This is a genomic window from Pseudomonas sp. SCA2728.1_7, from assembly GCF_018138145.1.
Classification (GTDB): Bacteria; Pseudomonadota; Gammaproteobacteria; order Pseudomonadales; family Pseudomonadaceae; genus Aquipseudomonas; species Aquipseudomonas koreensis_A.
Window position 1 is genome coordinate 5,949,243 of sequence record NZ_CP073104.1, and the last position, 19,550, is coordinate 5,968,792.

19 protein-coding genes and 1 pseudogene are annotated in these 19,550 nt (G+C 59.2%); 14 read left to right on the plus strand and 6 right to left on the minus strand.

Annotated elements, in window-relative coordinates; all coding sequences use genetic code 11:
- Position 1: 1 nt before the first annotated feature.
- Positions 2-1,053, minus strand: a pseudogene (locus tag KBP52_RS26675) (NAD(P)-dependent alcohol dehydrogenase).
- A 192-nt stretch (positions 1,054-1,245) separates the two neighbouring features.
- Here KBP52_RS26675 and KBP52_RS26680 point away from each other — a divergent pair.
- On the plus strand, positions 1,246-2,136 hold the full coding sequence (locus tag KBP52_RS26680) for an AraC family transcriptional regulator (protein WP_137217812.1): 891 nt from the start codon (positions 1,246-1,248) through the stop codon (positions 2,134-2,136).
- A gap of 183 nt (positions 2,137-2,319) precedes the next feature.
- Here KBP52_RS26680 and KBP52_RS26685 read toward each other — a convergent pair whose 3' ends face one another.
- Positions 2,320-3,984 carry an electron transfer flavoprotein-ubiquinone oxidoreductase gene (locus KBP52_RS26685; protein ID WP_016985998.1) on the minus strand — a complete coding sequence of 555 codons (1,665 nt, stop codon included), beginning with the start codon at positions 3,982-3,984 and terminating at the stop codon, positions 2,320-2,322.
- Positions 3,985-4,535: 551 nt separating this feature from the next.
- On the opposite strand from KBP52_RS26685, the gene KBP52_RS26690 reads away from it, so the two are divergent.
- From KBP52_RS26690 to KBP52_RS26735, 10 genes are all read left to right on the plus strand, one after another.
- A complete protein-coding gene (locus KBP52_RS26690) occupies positions 4,536-5,285 on the plus strand; it encodes an electron transfer flavoprotein subunit beta/FixA family protein (protein ID WP_007908338.1) in 750 nt (249 codons plus the stop codon).
- 2 nt (positions 5,286-5,287) lie between these two features.
- Positions 5,288-6,217 (plus strand): FAD-binding protein, encoded by a 930-nt coding sequence (locus KBP52_RS26695; RefSeq protein ID WP_007908340.1) that lies wholly within the window; start codon positions 5,288-5,290, stop codon positions 6,215-6,217.
- An 81-nt stretch (positions 6,218-6,298) separates the two neighbouring features.
- Complete coding sequence (locus KBP52_RS26700) at positions 6,299-7,120, plus strand: transporter substrate-binding domain-containing protein (protein ID WP_212621320.1); 822 nt, start codon at positions 6,299-6,301, stop codon at positions 7,118-7,120.
- A gap of 9 nt (positions 7,121-7,129) precedes the next feature.
- A complete protein-coding gene (locus tag KBP52_RS26705; protein ID WP_077574046.1) occupies positions 7,130-7,486 on the plus strand; it encodes a DUF4398 domain-containing protein in 357 nt (118 codons plus the stop codon).
- On the plus strand, positions 7,483-8,295 hold the full coding sequence (locus KBP52_RS26710) for an OmpA family protein (protein ID WP_212621321.1): 813 nt from the start codon (positions 7,483-7,485) through the stop codon (positions 8,293-8,295). Before KBP52_RS26705 ends, KBP52_RS26710 begins: the two co-directional genes overlap by 4 nt.
- A gap of 202 nt (positions 8,296-8,497) precedes the next feature.
- Positions 8,498-9,937 carry a PLP-dependent aminotransferase family protein gene (locus tag KBP52_RS26715; protein WP_007908347.1) on the plus strand — a complete coding sequence of 480 codons (1,440 nt, stop codon included), beginning with the start codon at positions 8,498-8,500 and terminating at the stop codon, positions 9,935-9,937.
- 78 nt (positions 9,938-10,015) lie between these two features.
- Positions 10,016-10,486: a translation initiation factor 2 gene (locus KBP52_RS26720; protein WP_212621322.1), complete on the plus strand. Its 471-nt coding sequence runs from the start codon at positions 10,016-10,018 to the stop codon at positions 10,484-10,486.
- 166 nt (positions 10,487-10,652) lie between these two features.
- The gene (locus KBP52_RS26725; RefSeq protein ID WP_007908349.1) at positions 10,653-10,907 is read left to right on the plus strand and encodes a YkgJ family cysteine cluster protein; all 255 of its coding nucleotides are present in this window, start codon (positions 10,653-10,655) and stop codon (positions 10,905-10,907) included.
- A gap of 41 nt (positions 10,908-10,948) precedes the next feature.
- Positions 10,949-11,554, plus strand: coding sequence for an START domain-containing protein (locus KBP52_RS26730; protein WP_077574043.1), 606 nt, complete (start codon positions 10,949-10,951; stop codon positions 11,552-11,554).
- 315 nt (positions 11,555-11,869) lie between these two features.
- A complete protein-coding gene (locus tag KBP52_RS26735) occupies positions 11,870-13,963 on the plus strand; it encodes an LTA synthase family protein (RefSeq protein ID WP_034155318.1) in 2,094 nt (697 codons plus the stop codon).
- 75 nt (positions 13,964-14,038) lie between these two features.
- Here KBP52_RS26735 and KBP52_RS26740 read toward each other — a convergent pair whose 3' ends face one another.
- Positions 14,039-14,197, minus strand: coding sequence for a DUF3309 family protein (locus tag KBP52_RS26740; protein ID WP_169432680.1), 159 nt, complete (start codon positions 14,195-14,197; stop codon positions 14,039-14,041).
- Positions 14,198-14,498: 301 nt separating this feature from the next.
- Here KBP52_RS26740 and KBP52_RS26745 point away from each other — a divergent pair, with 301 nt between their 5' ends.
- The 3 genes from KBP52_RS26745 to csrA all read left to right on the plus strand — a co-directional run bounded on the left by KBP52_RS26745 (position 14,499) and on the right by csrA (position 16,031).
- Entirely contained in the window at positions 14,499-15,314 is an 816-nt protein-coding gene (locus KBP52_RS26745) for an SDR family oxidoreductase (RefSeq protein WP_095120542.1), read from the plus strand.
- 63 nt (positions 15,315-15,377) lie between these two features.
- A complete protein-coding gene (locus tag KBP52_RS26750; RefSeq protein ID WP_008088571.1) occupies positions 15,378-15,710 on the plus strand; it encodes a YnfA family protein in 333 nt (110 codons plus the stop codon).
- A gap of 135 nt (positions 15,711-15,845) precedes the next feature.
- A complete protein-coding gene (csrA, locus tag KBP52_RS26755) occupies positions 15,846-16,031 on the plus strand; it encodes a carbon storage regulator CsrA (protein WP_077574041.1) in 186 nt (61 codons plus the stop codon).
- Between the two features lie 5 nt (positions 16,032-16,036).
- Here csrA and KBP52_RS26760 read toward each other — a convergent pair whose 3' ends face one another.
- From KBP52_RS26760 to ngg, 3 genes are all read right to left on the minus strand, one after another.
- The gene (locus tag KBP52_RS26760) at positions 16,037-16,264 is read right to left on the minus strand and encodes a YheU family protein (protein WP_003192759.1); all 228 of its coding nucleotides are present in this window, start codon (positions 16,262-16,264) and stop codon (positions 16,037-16,039) included.
- A gap of 170 nt (positions 16,265-16,434) precedes the next feature.
- Positions 16,435-17,625, minus strand: a complete 1,191-nt coding sequence (locus KBP52_RS26765) for an osmoprotectant NAGGN system M42 family peptidase (RefSeq protein ID WP_077574040.1) — start codon at positions 17,623-17,625, stop codon at positions 16,435-16,437.
- A gap of 175 nt (positions 17,626-17,800) precedes the next feature.
- Positions 17,801-19,549, minus strand: a complete 1,749-nt coding sequence (gene ngg / locus KBP52_RS26770) for an N-acetylglutaminylglutamine synthetase (protein ID WP_077574039.1) — start codon at positions 19,547-19,549, stop codon at positions 17,801-17,803.
- Position 19,550 lies beyond the last annotated feature (1 nt).

The following is a 19,550-nucleotide window of genomic DNA, read 5'->3' on the forward strand; positions in this document are numbered from 1 at the left end:
TTTAAACCTTGAGCGTCGCCATGTCGATGACGAAACGGTACTTCACGTCGCCGGCAATCATCCGGGCGTAAGCCTCGTTGATCTGGCGGATGTCGAGCATTTCGATGTCGCAGGTGATGTTGTGTTCGGCGCAGAAATCCAGCACTTCCTGGGTTTCGGCGACGCCGCCGATCAACGAACCGGCCAGCACGCGACGGCTCATCACCAGTTTGCCGGCGTGTACCGGCGGATCAATCGGTTCGATCAGACCGACCAGAATGTGCACACCGTCGAAACGCAGAGTGTCGAGGTACGGGTTGAGATCGTGCTGCACCGGAATGGTGTCGAGCAGGAAGTCGAAGTAACCGGCCGCGGCTTTCATCTGCTCGGCGTCGGTGGACACGATCACGTGATCGGCGCCCTGACGACGACCTTCTTCAGCCTTGCTCGCCGAACGGGTGAACAGCGTGACTTCAGCGCCCATGGCCTTGGCGAACTTGATGCCCATGTGGCCGAGGCCACCCATGCCGAGAATCCCGACCTTGTCGCCGGCCTTGACGCCGTAGTGCTTGAGCGGCGAGTAGGTGGTGATGCCGGCGCAGAGGATCGGCGCGGCGCTGGCCAGTGCGAGTTTTTCCGGAATACGCACGACGAAGTGTTCGCTGACGACGATGCTGTCGGAATAACCGCCCATGGTGTTACTGCCGTCGATCCGATCCGGGGTGGCGTAGGTCATGGTCGGGCCTTCGAGGCAATATTGCTCAAGGTTCGACTGGCAGGCTTCACAGGTGCGGCACGAGTCGACCATGCAGCCAACGCCGACCAGATCGCCTACTTTGTGTTGGGTGACATTCGCACCGATCGCGGTGACTTTTCCGACGATCTCGTGGCCAGGCATCAACGGATAAACGGCGATGCCCCATTCGTTGCGCGCCTGGTGGATGTCGGAGTGGCAGACGCCGCAGTAGAGAATCTCGATGGCGACGTCGTCGGCGCGCGGGCTGCGACGTTCGAACTTCATCGGGGCGAGGGGGTGGTGGCCGATTGGGCGGCATAGCCGATGGCGGTGTACATGTGAAACCTCGCATAAGCAGGAACAAGTGAGGCGGCGCATTTTGGGCGTCGACTGCCGGTCCGGCCATGACGATTCCTCCGGGTCTCATGCCTAATCCTCCGGCATACGGGGTTGATCGGTCGCATTGGCAAAAGGATCTGCCATGATGTTTTCATCCCCTGTTTCCGTGATTTTTTGTGAAGAACAATTCGATGCAATTGACTCGTCATCTTGATGCCAATGCGCGGCTGGTTTCGCTGATCGAACCGCTGGCGCTGCGCGATGGTTATTCCCCGACCGGGTTGTCCGGTGTGCAAGTGTTGCGCGCCAGTTGCGACGTCGCCCGTGGCCCGCACATTTATGAACCAAGCCTGATGATCATCGCCCAGGGCAGCAAACTGGCGTTTCTCGGGCCGCGCACCATGGAGTATGGCGCTGGGCATTACCTGATTCAGGCGCTGCCGGTGCCGTTCGAGTGCGAGACGTTTGCCTTGCCAGATGCACCATTGCTCGGTGTGTCAGTGGCGATTGATCGGGTGTTGCTCGGGGAGCTGGTGCTGGCCATGGGGCTGGCGCCGGGCCGGCATATTCCCGCGCAGACGCCGGAGTCGATGACCTCGGTGGTGCTCGACGATGGCATGCGCGGTTGTGTCGAACGTTTGCTGAGTTGCCTGCACGATCCGCTGGAATGCCAGATTCTCGGGCCGGCGCGGGTGCGTGAATTGTTGTTCGTGGCGTTGCGCGGGCCGCAGGCCGATGTGTTGCGGGCGCTGGTGGAACAACAGGGGCAGTTCGCGCGGGTGGCGGCGTCGATCAGTCATCTGCATGCGCATTACACCGAGCCGTTGAACGTGGAGACGCTGGCCGGTTGCGCGAACATGAGCGTGTCGACCTTTCATGAGCATTTCAAGCGCAGCACGTTGTTGTCGCCGGTGCAGTATCTGAAGCGTTTGCGCTTGTTGAAGGCGCAGACGTTGCTGGTGGCGGAAGGGCTGGGTGTGGCGCAGGTGGCGCATCGGGTGGGGTACCAGAGTACGTCGCAGTTCAGCCGCGAGTACAAGCGCTACTTTGAGCGCAGCCCGGGTGACGAGCGCGCCGCCTGATCCGATGGAGATCCCCTGTAGGAGTGAGCCTGCTCGCGATAGCGGTGTGTCAGTCAGCATCATCGTCAACTGACACACCGCTATCGCGAGCAGGCTCACTCCTACAGGGTTCGGCGGTGTTGCAGGAATTGTGGGCAACAAAAAGGCCCCCAAATCGGGAGCCTTGTTGTTCAGCGCTTCGACTTACATGTTTGGATAAGTCGGGCCGCCAGCGCCTTCCGGCGTGACCCAGGTGATGTTCTGCGAAGGGTCCTTGATGTCACAGGTCTTGCAGTGCACGCAGTTCTGCGCATTGATCTGGAAGCGCTTCTCGCCGTCTTCCTTGGTGATCACTTCGTACACACCGGCCGGGCAGTAGCGCTGCGCCGGTTCGTCGTACAGCGGCAGGTTCTTGCTGATCGGGATGCTCGGGTCGGTCAGCTTCAGGTGGCACGGTTGTTCTTCTTCATGGTTGGTACCTGAGATGAACACCGAGCTGAGCTTGTCGAAGCTGAGTTTGCCGTCTGGTTTCGGATAGTCGATCTTCTTGCAGTCCGCGGCGAGCTTGAGGCAAGCGTAATCCGGCTTGGTGTCGTGCAGGGTGAACGGCAGTTTGCCGCCGAAGATGTTCTGATCCAGCCAGTTGAAACCGCCGCCGACGATGGCGCCGAACTTGTGGATCGCCGGGCCGAAGTTACGGCTGGCGAACAGTTCGTCGTAGAGCCAGCTCTTCTTGAACGCGTCGACGTAAGTGGTCAGCTCTTCAGTGCCGTCCTTTTCCGCGAACAGTGCGTCAGCCACCGATTCAGCGGCGAGCATGCCGGACTTCATCGCAGTGTGGCTGCCTTTGATCTTGGCGAAGTTCAGGGTGCCGAGGTCGCAACCGATCAGCGCGCCGCCCTTGAAGACCATTTTCGGCAGCGAGTTCAGGCCACCTTTGCAGATCGCGCGGGCGCCGTAGCTGATGCGCTTGCCGCCTTCCAGGTACTGAGCCAACACCGGGTGGTGCTTGAGGCGCTGGAACTCGTCGAACGGCGACAGATAGGTGTTGCTGTAGGAAAGATCGACGATCAGACCGACCACCACCTGGTTGTTTTCCAAGTGATAGAGGAACGAGCCACCGGTGTTCTCGGTGCCCATGATGTCCAGCGGCCAACCGGCGGTGTGTACCACCAGGCCTGGCTGGTGCTTGGCCGGGTCGATTTCCCAGATTTCTTTCAGGCCGATCCCGTAGTGCTGAGCGTCGGCATCGCTGTCGAGGTTGTAGCGCTTGATCAGTTGCTTGCCGATGTGGCCACGGCAGCCTTCGGCGAACAGCGTGTATTTGCCACGCAGTTCCATGCCCGGGGTGTACAGGCCTTCTTTCGGGTTGCCTTCGCGGTCGACGCCCAGATCACCAGTAATGATCCCGCGCACCACGCCTTGTTCGTCGATCAGCGCTTCCTGAGCGGCGAAGCCTGGGTAGATTTCTACGCCAAGGTTCTCGGCCTGCTGGGCGAGCCAGCGGCACAGGTTGCCGAGGGAGATGATGTAGTTGCCTTCGTTGTGCATGGTCTTGGGCACAAAGAAGTCTGGAATTTTCTGCGCGTTTTCGGCGTTTTTCAGCACGAAAATGTCATCGCGGGTGACTGGCGTGTTCAGCGGCGCGCCGAGCTCTTTCCAGTCCGGGAACAGTTCGTTCAGAGCGCGTGGTTCGAACACGGCACCGGAGAGGATGTGTGCACCGACTTCGGAGCCTTTTTCGACCACGCAGACGCTGATTTCCTTACCGGCTTCGGCGGCCTTCTGCTTCAGACGGCAGGCGGCGGACAGGCCAGCGGGGCCGGCACCGACGATGACCACGTCGAATTCCATGTATTCGCGTTCCACAGGCTATCTCCTACTCAAGGCTCAACAGTTTTTTTTCTAATTTGGAGGTTTGATGTCGCATCCGCTATTCCTTTACGTTAACGTCAAGGGGAATATTGGAGAACAGACCTTTCTCTCTAGGCGGCGCATTATATCTACACCACTCCTAGCGTCCAATACAAACGTTTGTTTGAATCGGCTCCAGCCCAGAGAAATCAAAGAAGCGCGGCTTATGAATGGTCATTTTGCTGTATTGACCGGAATAGGCGTTCCGGTCAAGATACGGGCGGTTTTGCGCTCGTCGTAGGCAGACTGGCGGTTTCAAGAGCACGTCTAAAGACAGGGCACAGGCGGTTAAGAGTGATGCGCAGCGCAGTCTGGCGCGCAGTTTACACAGCGTGAGGATCAATGACTTGTCGGTCACCACTGACGAACGGTCGCACCCCCTTCACATCGTGCAATCACTTCGCACCCCGGTCGGCGTTTTTAGAGGTGCCCTTTTAGCCTGATGAGCATCAACCGCCAGGTTCGCCTAGGCGACTTTCTTTTCACCGGAGAGTAACGAGGAATCCATGAAGGTTCTTGTAGCTGTCAAACGCGTTGTGGATTACAACGTCAAGGTTCGCGTCAAGGCGGACAATTCCGGCGTCGATCTCGCCAACGTCAAGATGTCGATGAACCCGTTCTGCGAAATCGCAGTGGAAGAAGCCGTACGCCTGAAAGAGAAAGGTGTTGCGACTGAAATCGTCGTCGTCTCCATCGGCCCGACCACCGCTCAGGAGCAGTTGCGTACCGCACTGGCTCTGGGTGCCGACCGTGCCATCCTCGTCGAATCCGCTGAAGATCTGACCTCGCTCGCCGTGGCCAAGCTGCTCAAGGCTGTGGTCGACAAGGAACAGCCGCAGCTGGTGATCCTCGGCAAACAGGCCATCGACAGCGACAACAACCAGACCGGCCAGATGCTCGCTGCACTGAGCGGCTACGGTCAGGGCACGTTCGCCTCGAAAGTCGAAGTCTCTGGCGACAGCGTTGCCGTAACTCGCGAAATCGACGGCGGCGCGCAGACTGTTTCCCTGAAACTGCCAGCGATCGTCACCACCGACCTGCGTTTGAACGAGCCGCGTTATGCGTCCCTGCCAAACATCATGAAAGCCAAGAAGAAGCCTCTCGAAGTGCTGACTCCGGACGCTTTGGGCGTTTCCACCGCCTCTACCAACAAGACCCTGAAAGTCGAAGCGCCGGCTGCACGCAGCGCAGGCATCAAGGTCAAGTCGGTGGCTGAACTGGTCGAGAAACTGAAAAACGAAGCGAAGGTAATCTGATCATGACTATCTTGGTAATCGCCGAACACGACAACAAGGTGCTGGCCCCGGCCACGCTGAACACCGTGGCTGCTGCTGCCAAAATCGGCGGCGACATCCACGTTCTGGTTGCTGGCCAAGGCGCTGGCGCCGTGGCTGAAGCCGCTGCGAAAATCGCAGGCGTGAGCAAAGTCCTCAACGCTGACAACGCCGCTTACGCGCATCAGTTGCCGGAAAACGTTGCTCCGCTGGTTGCAGAGCTTGGCGCTGGCTACAGCCACATCCTGGCTGCCGCTACCTCCAACGGCAAAAACATCCTGCCGCGCGTTGCTGCGCAGTTGGACGTTGACCAGATCTCCGAGATCATCTCGGTTGAAAGCGCTGATACCTTCAAACGTCCGATCTACGCCGGTAACGCCATCGCTACCGTGCAGTCCACCGCTGCGATCAAAGTGATCACCGTGCGTGCCACCGGTTTCGACCCGGTTGCTGCTGAAGGTGGTTCGGCTGCTGTTGAAGCTGTTGGTGCTGCGCACGACGCTGGCACTTCGAGCTTCGTGGGTGAAGAACTGGCCAAGTCCGATCGTCCGGAACTGACCGCTGCCAAGATCGTCGTTTCCGGCGGCCGCGGCATGCAGAACGGCGACAACTTCAAACATCTGTACGCCCTGGCCGACAAGCTCGGCGCTGCTGTCGGTGCTTCGCGCGCTGCGGTCGACGCAGGTTTCGTACCGAACGACATGCAGGTCGGTCAGACCGGCAAGATCGTTGCGCCACAGCTGTACATCGCCGTCGGTATCTCCGGCGCGATCCAGCATCTGGCCGGCATGAAAGACTCCAAAGTGATCGTTGCGATCAACAAGGACGAAGAAGCGCCGATCTTCCAGGTGGCCGATTACGGTCTCGTGGCGGATCTGTTCGAAGCCGTACCTGAGCTGGAGAAGCTGGTCTAATCCAGCGGCTTCACTTATAAAGAGCCCGGCCTGTTGGTCGGGCTTTTTTTTGTCTTGGATTTGAGTGGGGAGCGTTTTGCCATGGATCTGCGCTGCGGATGGTTGTTGGGTTTGGCCCTGTTGCCCGGTTTGGCCATGGCCGCTGGCAAATGCGAGCGCCTCGTCGTCACCGGTAGCCCGGATGCACCGCCGTATCTGTGGCAGGACCCGCAGAATCCCAAGCAGTTGATCGGTGCCAGCGCCGACCTGTTGCAGCAAGTGGCCAAAGATCTCGGCATCAAGGTCGAGTTGCTCTACGCCGGCAAACGCTCGCAAGCCCTCGACGAAGTGCGCAGTGGGCGCATGGACATGCTGGCCGATGCGCCGTTGACATTTACTGAGCTGGAAAACCTCGACTACATCTATCCGCCGCTGCTGCAAAACGACTACCTGGTGTGGACGCGCAAAGGCTCGACCCTGGTCTACGGCGAAGCCAAAGACTTGCACGGCCACGCAGGTGCGCTGTCAGAAAAGTCTCGAATCACCCAGGCATTCGGCACTTTCGCCGAGCAGAATCTGACCTTGACCCGGACAGCCAACCTTACTCAGGCCTTTCAGAAACTGCTCCTCGGTGAAGTGGAATATGTACTCGCCGGCCGTTACTCAGGCATGGCCGCCGCGCAGGCATTGGGCATGGCCAATGACTTGCTGGCCTTTGAACAACCGATCGACCGCCCGGGTCTGTTTCTCGCGGTTTCGCATAACTCGGCGTGCAACGATCCGTGGTTGCGCGGACAGCTAGCCAAAAAGATGACAGAATTGCCCGCGTCCGGACTGACGGAAGCCGCGCTGCAACGCAATATCGAGCGCTGGAAGGCGCAGCAGCAACAGCCGCAACAACCTGTCAGTGCCCCAAAACAGTAGGGATTCTTAGTGAGTATTCGACCTCTTTTCGCGGCTGTGGCCGTTCTGGCTCTGGCTGGTTGCGCAACCGATCCGGCACCCATCGAACAAATGCGCCTGACCGAACAGGCCATCACCCAGGCCAAGGCTGTGGGTGCCACCGCTGATGACGTGCCGGAAATGAAACTGGCCGAAACCAAGTACAACCGCGCCAAAGGCAACATGGCGGACGAGTCCTACCGCAACGCGCGCATGCGTGCGGAACAGGCCGAACTGGATGCGCGTCTGGCCGAAGCCAAAGTGCTGACGCAAAAAAGTGAAGAACAGGTGAATGTGCTCAACACCCGCATCGTCCGTCTGCGCAAGCAACTGGGAGATGCCCAATGAGTCTCAAGTCGAAAGTTCTCGGCGGCCTGATCCTCGCCGCTTGTGTCAGCCTGTACGGCTGCGCCGGTCAGCACAGCGAATCGGCGCTGCAAGAAGCCAGCGCCGACTTCCAGAAGGTCAAGGAAGACTCCAACGTGCTGCGCATCGCGCCGAAAGACGTGATCCGCGCCGGTGAGTCGCTGGCCCGTGCCGATCGTCTGTCGACCTATTGGGGCAGCGGTTCCGACGTCGTGCATTACGCTTACCTGAGCCAGCGTTACAGCGAAATCGCCCGCGAGCACACCAATCAAGTGCTCAACGAAGAGCGCGCGGCCAAGCTCGAACTGGACCGCCAGCGCCTGCAACTGGCCCTGCGTGAATCCAAGTTGCTTAGCGTGCAGCAGCAGGGCAAGTGGCTGGAAGAACAGATCGTTGCACTGGCCACCACGCAGACCGACCGTGGACTGGTGATGACCCTCGGCGATGTGCTGTTCGACACCGGTGAAGCGGAGCTGAAAAACTCGGCCAATCGCGTCGTGCTGAAGATTGTGCAGTTCCTGCAACTGAACCCGAAACGCGTGGTGCGCATCGAGGGCTACACCGACAGCACCGGCGGCAAACAGGAAAACCTCAAGCTGTCTCGTGACCGCGCGCAATCGGTCGCCGACGTGTTGATGGATCTGGGCATCGACGACAAACGCATTCAGGTCGAGGGCTACGGCGACGAATACCCAGTGGACGCCAACGCTTCCGAGCGCGGACGAGCACAGAATCGTCGGGTTGAGATTGTCTTCTCCGATGAAAAAGGCCAGCTCGGCGCCGCCCGTTAAGGGTTGCGTCTCTGGAAAGCCCGGGCTGTCATGCAGTGCCGGGCTTTTTTACGTCTGTCGAATGGCTCGCAAATCAGTACAGTCAGGGGCAGACACCGCACTGTATGGTCGAGTAATGTAGCAACTGTCCCAGTACACTTCTAAACTGTTCCGGTATTGTTTCACACAAGAATAAAATGCCCGTGAAATCGAGTGCTGCGTCATGACCAATCTCTTGCTCTACCAACGTATTGCTCAGCAACTGGCCGAAGACATCCGCCGTGGGGTCTATCAACCGGGGGAGCGCGTGCCTTCGGTGCGCAAGATGAGTTCGCAGCTCAACGTCAGCCATGCGACGGTGTTGCAGGCTTACGCCAATCTTGAAGATCAGGGGCTGATTCGCGCACGGCCACAGTCCGGTTATTACGTACACCAAACGCCTGCGCTCACCGCGCCGACGCCGGACATTGCCCGGGTCGAACGGCCGGGGCTGGTCACTCGCAGCAGCATCATTCAACAGGTGCTGGTCGAATCACGCCGTGAAGGTGTGTTCCCGCTGGGTGCGGCTGTGCCCAGCGTGGATTACTTGCCGGTACGCGCACTGCATCAGCAACTGGCCAAGGTCACCCGTTTCCATAGCCCGCGCGCCTTCAGCTACATGTTCAGCCCCGGTTTTGAACCGCTGCGCCGGCAAGTGGCGATCCGTATGCGCGATGCTGGTGTGGTGGTCGATCCCTCGGAAGTGGTGATCACCCACGGTTGCGTCGATGCCTTGCAGATGTCGTTGCGCGTGCTGACCCGTCCGGGTGATTTGATTGCCGCTGAGTCGCCGACCTATTACGGTTTGCTGCAACTGGCCGATCTGCTCGGCTTGAAAGTCATCGAAATCCCCAGCGATCCGGCCACCGGCATGAGCCTCGAAGCCCTGCAACTGGCGGCCAACCAATGGTCGATCAAAGCGCTGGTGCTGACTACGCGCCTGAGCAATCCGCTGGGTGGCACCATGCCCGAAGAGCGGCAGAAACAGTTGCTGCGTCTGGCCTCGGATTTCGATATCCAGATCGTCGAAGACGATATCTATGGCGAACTGATGTTCGAGCAAGGCAAAACCAAAGCGCTCAAGGCTTATGACCGGCTGGATCGGGTGATCTACTGTTCGAGTTTCTCCAAGACCCTGTCACCCGGTGTGCGCATCGGCTGGATGATCGCCGGCAAGTATCAGCAGGAAATCCAGCGCTTGCAGACCTTCAGCACACACTCGGCGTGCAGCGTGACGCAGATGGCGATTGCCGCTTATCTGGAAAACGGCGGTTATGACCGGCATTTACGGTACATCCGCCAGGAATACCGGAAAAACCTCAGTGCCTTCCAGTTGGCGGTGCAGCAGTACTTCCCCGAAGGCACGCAAATGACCCGGCCCACGGGCGGTTTCATCCTCTGGGTGAGCCTGCCGGGGAGGGTGAACACACAGGAATTGCATGTCCGCGCGTTGCAGCAGGGCATCAGCATTGCGCCGGGACTGATCTTCAGTAATACCGAGCAGTTCAACCACTGTATCCGCCTTAACTGCGGGATTCCGTGGAACCGCGAGGCGGAGCGCGCGCTGATGACCTTAGGCATGCTGGCGACGCAACTGTGTCAGGAAACCGCTGGCGGATTCTGAACGAGCGCTGGCTGATGCTTGTCTTGTGGCGCCCAACAAGCGAGCATATGGCCCTCTGCCGTTAGTGTCGTTGGGTCCATGAAAGCGATTTTTCCTGCCGCTTGGGTTTTGTTGGGTTTGCTGATGATCGGTCATGCGTCTGGAGCCGTGGCCGCTGCGGATCAGGAAAAACCGGCTGCGACGAGCCCTGCGAAAAAAAATCCACCCGCGCAGAAGGCCGCTACGGCGAAGAAAACCCAGCAAAAAGTCATCAAGAAGCGCAAGCCGGTCGCCTCGAAATCAAAACCTGCCAGCGAAGTGGTGAAAACCAAATTGCCGCCGGCCAGACTCGATCTGAGCCTGCCCAAGGACATGGTCCAGGAGCTGAAGCCCAAGGGCACGGTTGAGTTGCCCAAGCGCGAGCCGATCCTGCCGCAGATGTTTGGCGAGAAAAACAACGGATTCCAGCTCAACGGCCGCCTGCTCAGCAATGAAATGCAGTTGCAACTGCGCAACGAAGAGCGTCGTGAAGTCGAAGGCGCAGCGCTGGATTTTGAGTTCAAGCAGTAAACCCCGGCCCATCTGTGACCCGCAGACCAGACGCTTTGTCGGAGACTGGTCAGTCACATTCAGTTATCGCTAAAAACCCCGGTTCAGGGAATTTAAAACAGCCGTTTTAGCGGTTACTCTGTCCGCGTCCCTTTTACACATCGCCCGTCGCGAGGAAACGTTCGTCATGAAATGCCGTGAAGGCTGTGGCGCTTGCTGCATTGCCCCTTCCATCAGTTCGCCGATTCCCGGCATGCCTGATGGCAAACCTGCTGGCGAACGTTGCGTGCAACTCTCGGTCGAAAACCTGTGCAGCATTTTCGGCCGCCCGGAGCGCCCGGCAGTCTGTTCGGGCTTTGCTGCGGATGTCGAAGTCTGCGGCAGCAGCTCGGAAGAAGCGATCAGGCTGATCGGCTGGTGGGAGCAGATGACGGCGGCGTGATGTGTCAAACGAACGGAACTTCAACAATAAGGAATAAGACTATGGGTTCGCTGCATCGTATCGCTGTGTTGTGTGGTTTGACCGCTGTGCTGGCCACGTCCGTCGCTCAGGCTGAAGACTGGAAAGTCGCCAAGAACGAGGACGGCATCAAGGTGTCCCTGAGTGAAGTGCCGGGTTCGGACTACAAGTCCTACCAGGGCGTTGCGCTGATGAAGACCACCGTCGCCAAACTGCGCGCACTGCAGGAAGACGTTTCCGGCGCCTGTGCCTGGATTCACGAGTGCAAGACCCAGAAACTGCTCAAGCACGAAGGCGACAAGAGCTGGACCTACACCCAGTTCAACACCCCTTGGCCGGTAACTCCGCGTGACTCGGTGATCGAAGTCACCACCGTCGAAGGCGCCGACGGCAGCCTGACCCGCAACCTCAAAGGTCTGCCGACGTACGTTCCTGAAGAAAAAGGCTTTGTCCGCGTGCAGCAGGTCAAAGGCTTCTGGAAGTTCGTACCGAAGGGCGACCAGGTTGAAGTCACTTATCAAGTGCACACCGAACCAGGTGGCAGCGTGCCGGCGATGGTTGCCAACAAGTTCGTTGTTGAAGCGCCGTTCAATACCTTGAAGGCTCTGAAAGAACGCGCCGAGAAGTAAAGTCGCGTGTACAGGCAAACGCCCCGATCGATTCGGGGCGTTTTGTTTTGTATCTATATTGTGTTTCCAGATATGCGTTGCACGAAATTTTCACAAAGTGTTCAAGACAATTCGCCCGCGCTGTTTGCACGCTGTCCCGGTTTGCCGCTGCGCTAAATGAAAGTGTCTGGCGGTGGGGCAGTAATCAATGGCAATGGTGCGGGTGATCGTGCAACATTTGCGCACCGCGCAAGCCCCGGGGTCTGGAATGACCAATAGAGGGCATGGCGCCGCTGTCTTTTTGCAACTTCAACTTCCAATGGGTCCTAAAACGACATGGCAAACCCGGACGCCCTGAATCAGCAGCGATCTTCTGCTCGCCTGCTGCAACCGACCGTCAAATCGCATCTGGCCTACACGCTGCTTTGCGCGCTGGTCATGATGGTGATGTTTTCCGTGCTGCGCCTCGCGCTGCTGGTCTACAACCGCGAGATGATCCTCGACACCCCGGCCTCGACTTTCCTCGAAGCCTTCGCCAACGGCCTGCGTTTCGACCTGCGCCTGGTGGTTTACGTGTGCATTCCGCTGGTGCTGGCACTGTTCAGTGCACGCGCCATGGCCGCGCGCGGCTTCTTCCGCCTGTGGCTGACCATCGCTTCGAGCATCGCGCTGTTCCTCGGCTTGATGGAAATGGACTTCTACCGCGAGTTTCACCAGCGCCTCAATGGTCTGGTCTTCCAGTATGTGAAGGAAGACCCGAAAACCGTGATGAGCATGCTCTGGTACGGTTTCCCGGTGGTGCGTTATCTGCTGGCATGGGTCATCGGCACCGTCATTCTGACCCTCGCGTTCAAAGGCGCCGACCGTGCCACGCGTCCGCGCGGACCGTTCAGCGGCGGCAGCGTCAGCAGCCGTCAAGTCGCGCCGTGGTACACCCGTCTTGCGGTGTTCGTGGTCTGCTTGCTGATCTGCGTGGTTGCCGCTCGTGGCACTCTGCGTCAAGGCCCGCCGATGCGTTGGGGTGACGTGTACACCACTGATTCCAACTTCGCCAACCAGCTCGGCCTCAACGGCACGCTGTCGCTGATCGCGGCCGCCAAGGACCGCATGGGCGAAGACCGCGACAACATCTGGAAAGGCACACTGCCGCAAGAACAAGCGCAGAAAGTCGTGCGCGATATGTTGCTGATGCCGGATGACAAACTGGTCGATGCCGATATCGCCGCCGTGCGCCGTGAATACACGCCGCCGGCCGACAAGACCCTGCCGATCAAGAACGTCGTCGTGATCCTGATGGAAAGCATGGCCGGTCACTCGGTCGGTGCGTTGGGCGCGCCGGGCAACATCACGCCTTATCTGGACAAACTGTCGAAGGAAGGCCTGCTGTTCGATCGCTTCTTCTCCAACGGTACGCACACCCACCAGGGCATGTTCGCGACCATGGCCTGCTTCCCCAACCTGCCGGGTTTCGAATACCTGATGCAGACCCCGGAAGGCAGCCACAAACTGTCCGGCCTGCCGCAGCTGCTCAGCGCCCGCAACTACGACGACGTGTACGTCTACAACGGCGATTTCGCCTGGGACAACCAGTCGGGCTTTTTCAGCAATCAGGGCATGACCAACTTCGTTGGCCGTAACGACTTCGTCAACCCGGTGTTCTCCGATCCGACCTGGGGCGTGTCCGACCAGGACATGTTCGACCGTGGCCTGCAGGAGCTCAAGGCGCGCGAAAACGGCAAGCCGTTCTACGCGCTGCTGCAAACCCTGTCCAACCACACGCCGTACGCCTTGCCGACGCCATTGCCGGTCGAGCGCGTGACCGATCGTGGCAGCCTCAACGAACACTTGACCGCCATGCGTTACGCCGACTGGGCACTGGGTCAGTTCTTCGAGAAGGCGCGCAAAGAGCCGTACTTCAAGGAAACGCTGTTCGTCATCGTTGGCGACCACGGTTTCGGCAACGAGCGCCAGATCACCGAAATGGACCTGGGTCGCTTCAACGTGCCGATGCTGATGATCGCGCCGGGCATCCAGGAGAAGTTTGGTACCCGTGACCACACCGTGGGCACGCAGATCGACATCGTGCCGACCATCATGGGGCGTCTGGGTGGCGAAGTGCGCCATCAGTGCTGGGGCCGTGACTTGCTCAACCTGCCGGAAGGCGACACCGGTTTCGGTGTGATCAAGCCGTCGGGCAGCGAGCAGACCACAGCCATCGTCACTGCCGACCAGATTCTGGTCCTGCCGAAAGACAAGGAAATGGGCCCGAAGATCTGGCAATACCAATTGGGTGCCAATCCACATGCCGAGATCGTTCCGAATGCACCGCGCACGGCCGAGTTGAAACTCAAACTCGAGGCGTTCCTGCAAACGGCGACCAAGAGCCTGATGGACAACACTGCCGGTGTAATCAACGGCAAGCCGGACTGATCGCGCAGCGATCATAAAATCCGTGCAATAAAAAAGAGGCCCTGAACAGGGCCTCTTTTTATTGCGCTTGAAGCGTTATATCCGACCGAGTAACAGCAGGACCAACAGCACCACCAACACCACGCCGATAATGCCCGATGGACCGTAACCCCAACTTCTGGAGTGCGGGAAGACCGGCAGACCACCGATCAGCAACAGGATCAGGATAATGATTAGAATTGTGCCCATGTCGATTTCCTTGTTGATAGTGTTCGAGAAGTCTTGGTATTCAAGGGCGACTGGAGACTAAGTAATTCCAGACGGCTTACAAATTCCGACCGGTGCGCGTGAAAGAAAATTCAATGTTTTTTTAATGTATTTGGATCGCAGACTTATTTCCTTTTTTCCTCTCGTCTAGTTCAGAACTCAGACCATTTTCGGGAATCCAACGCGCCACGGTTTGCCCTGACCATTCAGCAATCTGATGGAGCGTGGGCGCGCGCCGATCCTTCGCTACACTCCGCGCATCTTCCCCGGAACAACAAGGCTGTGTGCTATGCAAAATCGCATGATGATCACTGGTGCGGGCTCGGGCCTGGGTCGCGAAATCGCGCTGCGCTGGGCGCGTGAAGGCTGGCAACTGGCCTTGTCGGACGTCAGCGAACCCGGCCTGCAGGAAACCCTGAAAATGGTCCGCGAGGCGGGCGGTGACGGTTTCACTCAGCGCTGCGATGTGCGTGATTACAGCCAGCTCACCGCATTCGCCCAAGCCTGCGAAGAGAAGCTCGGTGGCATCGACATCATCGTCAACAACGCCGGTGTTGCGTCGGGCGGTTTCTTCAGCGAGCTGTCGCTGGAAGACTGGGACTGGCAGATCGCGATCAACCTGATGGGCGTGGTCAAGGGCTGCAAGGCGTTTCTGCCGTTGCTTGAGCAAAGCAAAGGCAAAATCATCAACATCGCCTCCATGGCCGCATTGATGCAGGGCCCGGCGATGAGTAATTACAACGTGGCCAAGGCTGGCGTGGTAGCACTTTCGGAAAGCCTGTTGATTGAACTGGCGCAACAGGAAGTCGGCGTACACGTGGTCTGCCCGTCATTCTTCCAGACCAATCTGCTCGACTCTTTCCGTGGCCCGACCCCGGCGATGAAAGCGCAGGTGGGCAAGTTGCTGGAAAGTTCGCCGATCACGGCGGCGGACATCGCCGACTACATCTATCAGCAAGTGGCAGCCGGCGAGTTCATGATCCTGCCCCACGAACAAGGGCGCATGGCTTGGGCGATCAAGCAGAAAAACCCGCAACTGCTCTATAACGAAATGACTTCCATGGCCGAGAAAATGCGCGCCAAGGCGAAACAGAACAACGGCTGAGCTTGCCCGTAACAGACGGCGTCGTTAGGGTGGCCGCAATGGTCACCCTGTCGAGACGCATCAATGCTCAATTACTTGTGGTTCTTCCTCGCGGCGCTGTTTGAAATCGCCGGTTGTTTCGCCTTCTTCATGTGGCTGCGCCAGGGCAAAAGTGCTCTGTGGGTGATTCCTGCGCTGCTCAGTCTGACCTTGTTCGCGTTGTTGTTGACTCGCGTCGAAGCCAATTATGCCGGGCGCGCCTACGCCGCTTACGGCGGGATCTACATCGTCGCGTCGATTGGCTGGCTGATGGTGGTCGAGCGGGTGCGTCCATTGGGTTCGGACTGGATCGGCGTGGCACTGTGCGTGATCGGCGCCAGCGTGATTCTGTTCGGGCCGCGATTTTCTGCGGCGTGAGGGTTGCTTGTCGGAAACGTCTGACGGCTTGATGCGAGCATGGCTGTAAGGCAAAACTGATTTGCCCGCCATGCATTGTAGAGCCGCGGCAAGCCGCGCATCTTCAGGGCTCGCTAACCCTGAAGGACGAATCTCATGCTTGTACTCAGCCGTGTCGTTGGTGAGTTGATTTCAATCGGTGATGACATCACCTTGCGCGTTCTGTCAGTGAACGGCTCCAGCGTGCGCTTTGGCGTCGAGGCCCCGCAAAAGGTCAACGTGCACCGCGCGGAGGTCTATGAGCGGATTCAGCGCAAGCAGGCCACGCAGAAAGTTCGCTGAGGATTTCAGTCGAACAGGTGCTTGGGCACGTCGTGCTTGAGCATCAACTGGCACTGCTCGCTTTCGGGGTCGAAGACGATCAGTGCCTGGCCTTTGGTCAAGGCTTGACGCACGCGCAGCACGCGGGTTTCCAGCGGCGTGTCATCGCCGTTGTCGGTGCCGTCGCGGGTGACGAAATCTTCGATCAGGCGGGTGAGGGTGTCGACTTCAAGCGCGTCGTAGGGAATGAGCATGGGCACCTCGGTCAAATCAATGTCGGGATGCTACGGCGATTGCGGGTTGGCTGCCAGTTTTGTGTTGCCTGTACTTACGTCATCGCGAGCAGGCTCACTCCTACAGGGGAACGCATTCCAAAGGTAGGCCTTCGCCTGCTCGCGATAGTGGTACTCCAAACATCGATGATTTAACTATCGGAACGCTGCCCCACCAGGCTGTCCACCGACGGCACCCGCGTATCACTCTCCATCTGCGTGTCATGCTCAATCTGATGACTGAAGCGGTCCAGCGAAGCATTCGCTGGCGCTGCATCGCTGGCGAACACCGGTGGGCTCAAAATGTAAGCCCCGAGCAGTCGGCTCAGTGCCGCCAGACTGTCGATGTGCGTACGCTCATACCCATGCGTCGCATCACAACCAAAAGCCAGCAGGGCAGTGCGGATATCGTGCCCGGCGGTGACCGCCGAGTGCGCATCGCTGAAGTAATAACGGAACAGGTCACGGCGCACCGGCAGTTCGTTTTCACCGGCCAGACGCAACAAATGTCGCGACAGGTGATAGTCATACGGGCCGCCGGAATCCTGCATCGCCACACTCACCGCGTGTTCGCTGGAGTGCTGCCCCGGAGCGACCGGCGCGATGTCGATGCCAACGAATTCGCTGACGTCCCACGGCAATGCTGCTGCCGCGCCGCTACCGGTTTCTTCGGTAATGGTGAACAGCGGATGGCAGTCGATCATCAGTTCCTGACCGCTGTCGACGATGGCTTTGAGTGCCGCCAGCAGCGCGGCAACCCCGGCCTTGTCATCGAGGTGACGGGCGCTGATGTGGCCGCTTTCGGTGAATTCCGGCAGCGGATCGAACGCCACCACGTCACCGATGCTGATACCCAGCGAATCGCAATCGGCCTTGGTCGCACAGTAGGCGTCCAGACGCAGTTCGACGTGATCCCAGCTGATAGGCATTTCATCGACGGCAGTGTTGAACGCGTGCCCGGAAGCCATGAGCGGCAACACGCTGCCGCGAATCACACCGTTGTCGGTAAACAGGCTGACGCGGCTGCCCTCGGCAAAACGGCTCGACCAGCAGCCGACCGGGGCGAGGGTCAGTCGCCCGTTGTCCTTGATTGCACGGACGGCGGCGCCGATGGTATCGAGGTGCGCCGAGACGGCGCGGTCAGGACTGTTCTTTTTACCTTTGAGTGTGGCGCGAATAGTGCCGCGCCGGGTCATTTCAAACGGAATGCCAAGTTCTTCCAGACGCTCGGCGACGTAGCGCACGATGGTGTCGGTGAACCCGGTGGGGCTGGGAATGGCGAGCATTTCCAGGAGGACTTTTTGCAGATAGTTGAGATCCGGTTCGGGGATTTGCGTGGTCATGGAAACTCCTGATGGGTTGAGCACACCGATGGTTTCGATGAGGAAATATGGGTAGTGGATTTAAGGGCCTCTTCGCGAGCAGATCGAATCGTCGCACCGTCGCTCCCACATTTGGAATTCATTCCCCTGTGGGAGCGAGCCTGCTCGCGAAGGCGTCAGCCCGTACAAAGCAGATTCAAGAGACAGCCGGCTGACTGTGCGGAAACAACAAATCGACAAAGCGCTCCGCGGTCGGCTGCGGCTCGTGGTTGGCCAGCCCGGCGCGTTCGTTGGCCTCGATAAACACGTACTCCGGTTGATCCGCCGCTGGCACCATCAAGTCGAGGCCAACCATCGGAATATCCAGCGCCCGCGCCGCCCGCACTGCGGCATCGACCAGCGTCGGATGGAGAATCGCGGTGACATCTTCCAGCGTGCCGCCGGTGTGCAGATTCGCCGTGCGCCGCACAAACAGATGCTCGCCGGCCGGCAAAATGCTGCTGTAGTCGTAACCCGCGGCATGCAAAGTGCGCTGGGTTTCGTGGTCCAGCGGAATCTTGCTTTCGCCGCTGGTGGCCGCTTGCCGCCGACGGCTTTGCGCCTCGATCAACGCGCCCACCGAATGCTGGCCATCGCCGACCACCTCCGCCGGTTTGCGAATCGCTGCTGCCACCACTTCAAAGCCAATCACCAGAATCCGCAGATCAAGCCCTTCGTGAAAGCTTTCCAGCAGCACGCGGCTATCAAATTGCTTCGCTGTTTCGATGGCTTGCTGCACCTCTTCGATGCTCTGCAAATCCACCGCCACGCCTTGACCCTGTTCACCATCGAGCGGCTTGACCACCACTCGTTGATGCTCATCGAGGAAGGCCAGATTGTCGTCGGCATTACCGGCCAGTTGCTGCGACGGCAGGTTCAGCCCGGCGCCTTTGAGCACTTTGTGCGTCAGGCTTTTGTCCTGGCACAGGCTCATGCTGATCGCGCTGGTCAGGTCGCTCAACGATTCGCGGCAACGCACGCGGCGCCCGCCGTGGCTGAGGGTGAACAGCCCGGCATCAGCGTCATCCACTTGCACATCGATGCCCCGTCGATGCGCTTCTTCTACGATGATCCGCGCGTACGGGTTGAACTGCGCCTCCGGCCCCGGGCCGAGAAACAGCGGCTGATTGATGCCGTTTTTGCGTTTGATGGCGAAAGTCGACAGGTTGCGGAAACCGAGCTTGGCATAGAGGTTTTTCGCCTGACGGTTGTCGTGCAATACCGACAGGTCGAGATAGCTAAGGCCGCGACTCATGAAGTGCTCGATCAGGTGCCGCACCAGCACCTCACCGACTCCCGGTCGCGAACATTGCGGATCCACCGCCAGGCACCACAGGCTGCTGCCGTTTTCCGGGTCGTTGAACGCCTTGTGGTGATTCAGGCCCATGACGCTGCCGATCACCGCGCCGCTGTCTTCATCCTCGGCGAGCCAATACACCGGGCCGCCCTGATGATGCGGGGTCAACCGCGTGGCATCGATCGGCAACATGCCGCGCGCCTGATACAACTGATTGATCGCCTGCCAGTCCGCCTCACTTTGCGCGCGGCGGATACGGAAGCCGCGAAACACTCGAGTCGCCTGCCGGTAGTCGCTGAACCACAGGCGCAACGTATCGGATGGATCAAGGAACAATTGCGTCGGCTCCAGGCCGAGAATCTGCTGCGGTGCTGCAACGTACAAAGCGATATCGCGCTCGCCGGGCTGCTCTTTGAGCAGCTCCTGCGCCAGCGATGCCGGGTCGGGAAAGGTGTGGCCGATCAGCAACCGGCCCCAGCCGCAATGCAGCGCAATCGGCTCGGCGGCCAGCGTGCTGCCGTCTTCGGCCAGACGTGCCTGCAAGCGTTCATAAGACGGTGTCTGACCGCGTAGCAGCCGTTGGTTGATGGCCGTGGCGTGGGGTTTCATC

Coding starts and splice junctions, on each gene's coding strand:
- KBP52_RS26745 (WP_095120542.1), top strand. CDS start 14,499: ATGCAAAATCGCATGATGATCACTGGTGCGGGCTCGGGCCTGGGTCGC.
- KBP52_RS26690 (WP_007908338.1), top strand. CDS start 4,536: ATGAAGGTTCTTGTAGCTGTCAAACGCGTTGTGGATTACAACGTCAAG.
- KBP52_RS26720 (WP_212621322.1), top strand. CDS start 10,016: ATGAAAGCGATTTTTCCTGCCGCTTGGGTTTTGTTGGGTTTGCTGATG.
- KBP52_RS26700 (WP_212621320.1), top strand. CDS start 6,299: ATGGATCTGCGCTGCGGATGGTTGTTGGGTTTGGCCCTGTTGCCCGGT.
- KBP52_RS26680 (WP_137217812.1), top strand. CDS start 1,246: ATGCAATTGACTCGTCATCTTGATGCCAATGCGCGGCTGGTTTCGCTG.
- KBP52_RS26760 (WP_003192759.1), bottom strand. CDS start 16,264: ATGCTCATTCCCTACGACGCGCTTGAAGTCGACACCCTCACCCGCCTG.
- KBP52_RS26750 (WP_008088571.1), top strand. CDS start 15,378: ATGCTCAATTACTTGTGGTTCTTCCTCGCGGCGCTGTTTGAAATCGCC.
- KBP52_RS26735 (WP_034155318.1), top strand. CDS start 11,870: ATGGCAAACCCGGACGCCCTGAATCAGCAGCGATCTTCTGCTCGCCTG.
- KBP52_RS26725 (WP_007908349.1), top strand. CDS start 10,653: ATGAAATGCCGTGAAGGCTGTGGCGCTTGCTGCATTGCCCCTTCCATC.
- KBP52_RS26765 (WP_077574040.1), bottom strand. CDS start 17,625: ATGACCACGCAAATCCCCGAACCGGATCTCAACTATCTGCAAAAAGTC.
- ngg (WP_077574039.1), bottom strand. CDS start 19,549: ATGAAACCCCACGCCACGGCCATCAACCAACGGCTGCTACGCGGTCAG.
- KBP52_RS26715 (WP_007908347.1), top strand. CDS start 8,498: ATGACCAATCTCTTGCTCTACCAACGTATTGCTCAGCAACTGGCCGAA.
- csrA (WP_077574041.1), top strand. CDS start 15,846: ATGCTTGTACTCAGCCGTGTCGTTGGTGAGTTGATTTCAATCGGTGAT.
- KBP52_RS26730 (WP_077574043.1), top strand. CDS start 10,949: ATGGGTTCGCTGCATCGTATCGCTGTGTTGTGTGGTTTGACCGCTGTG.
- KBP52_RS26695 (WP_007908340.1), top strand. CDS start 5,288: ATGACTATCTTGGTAATCGCCGAACACGACAACAAGGTGCTGGCCCCG.
- KBP52_RS26710 (WP_212621321.1), top strand. CDS start 7,483: ATGAGTCTCAAGTCGAAAGTTCTCGGCGGCCTGATCCTCGCCGCTTGT.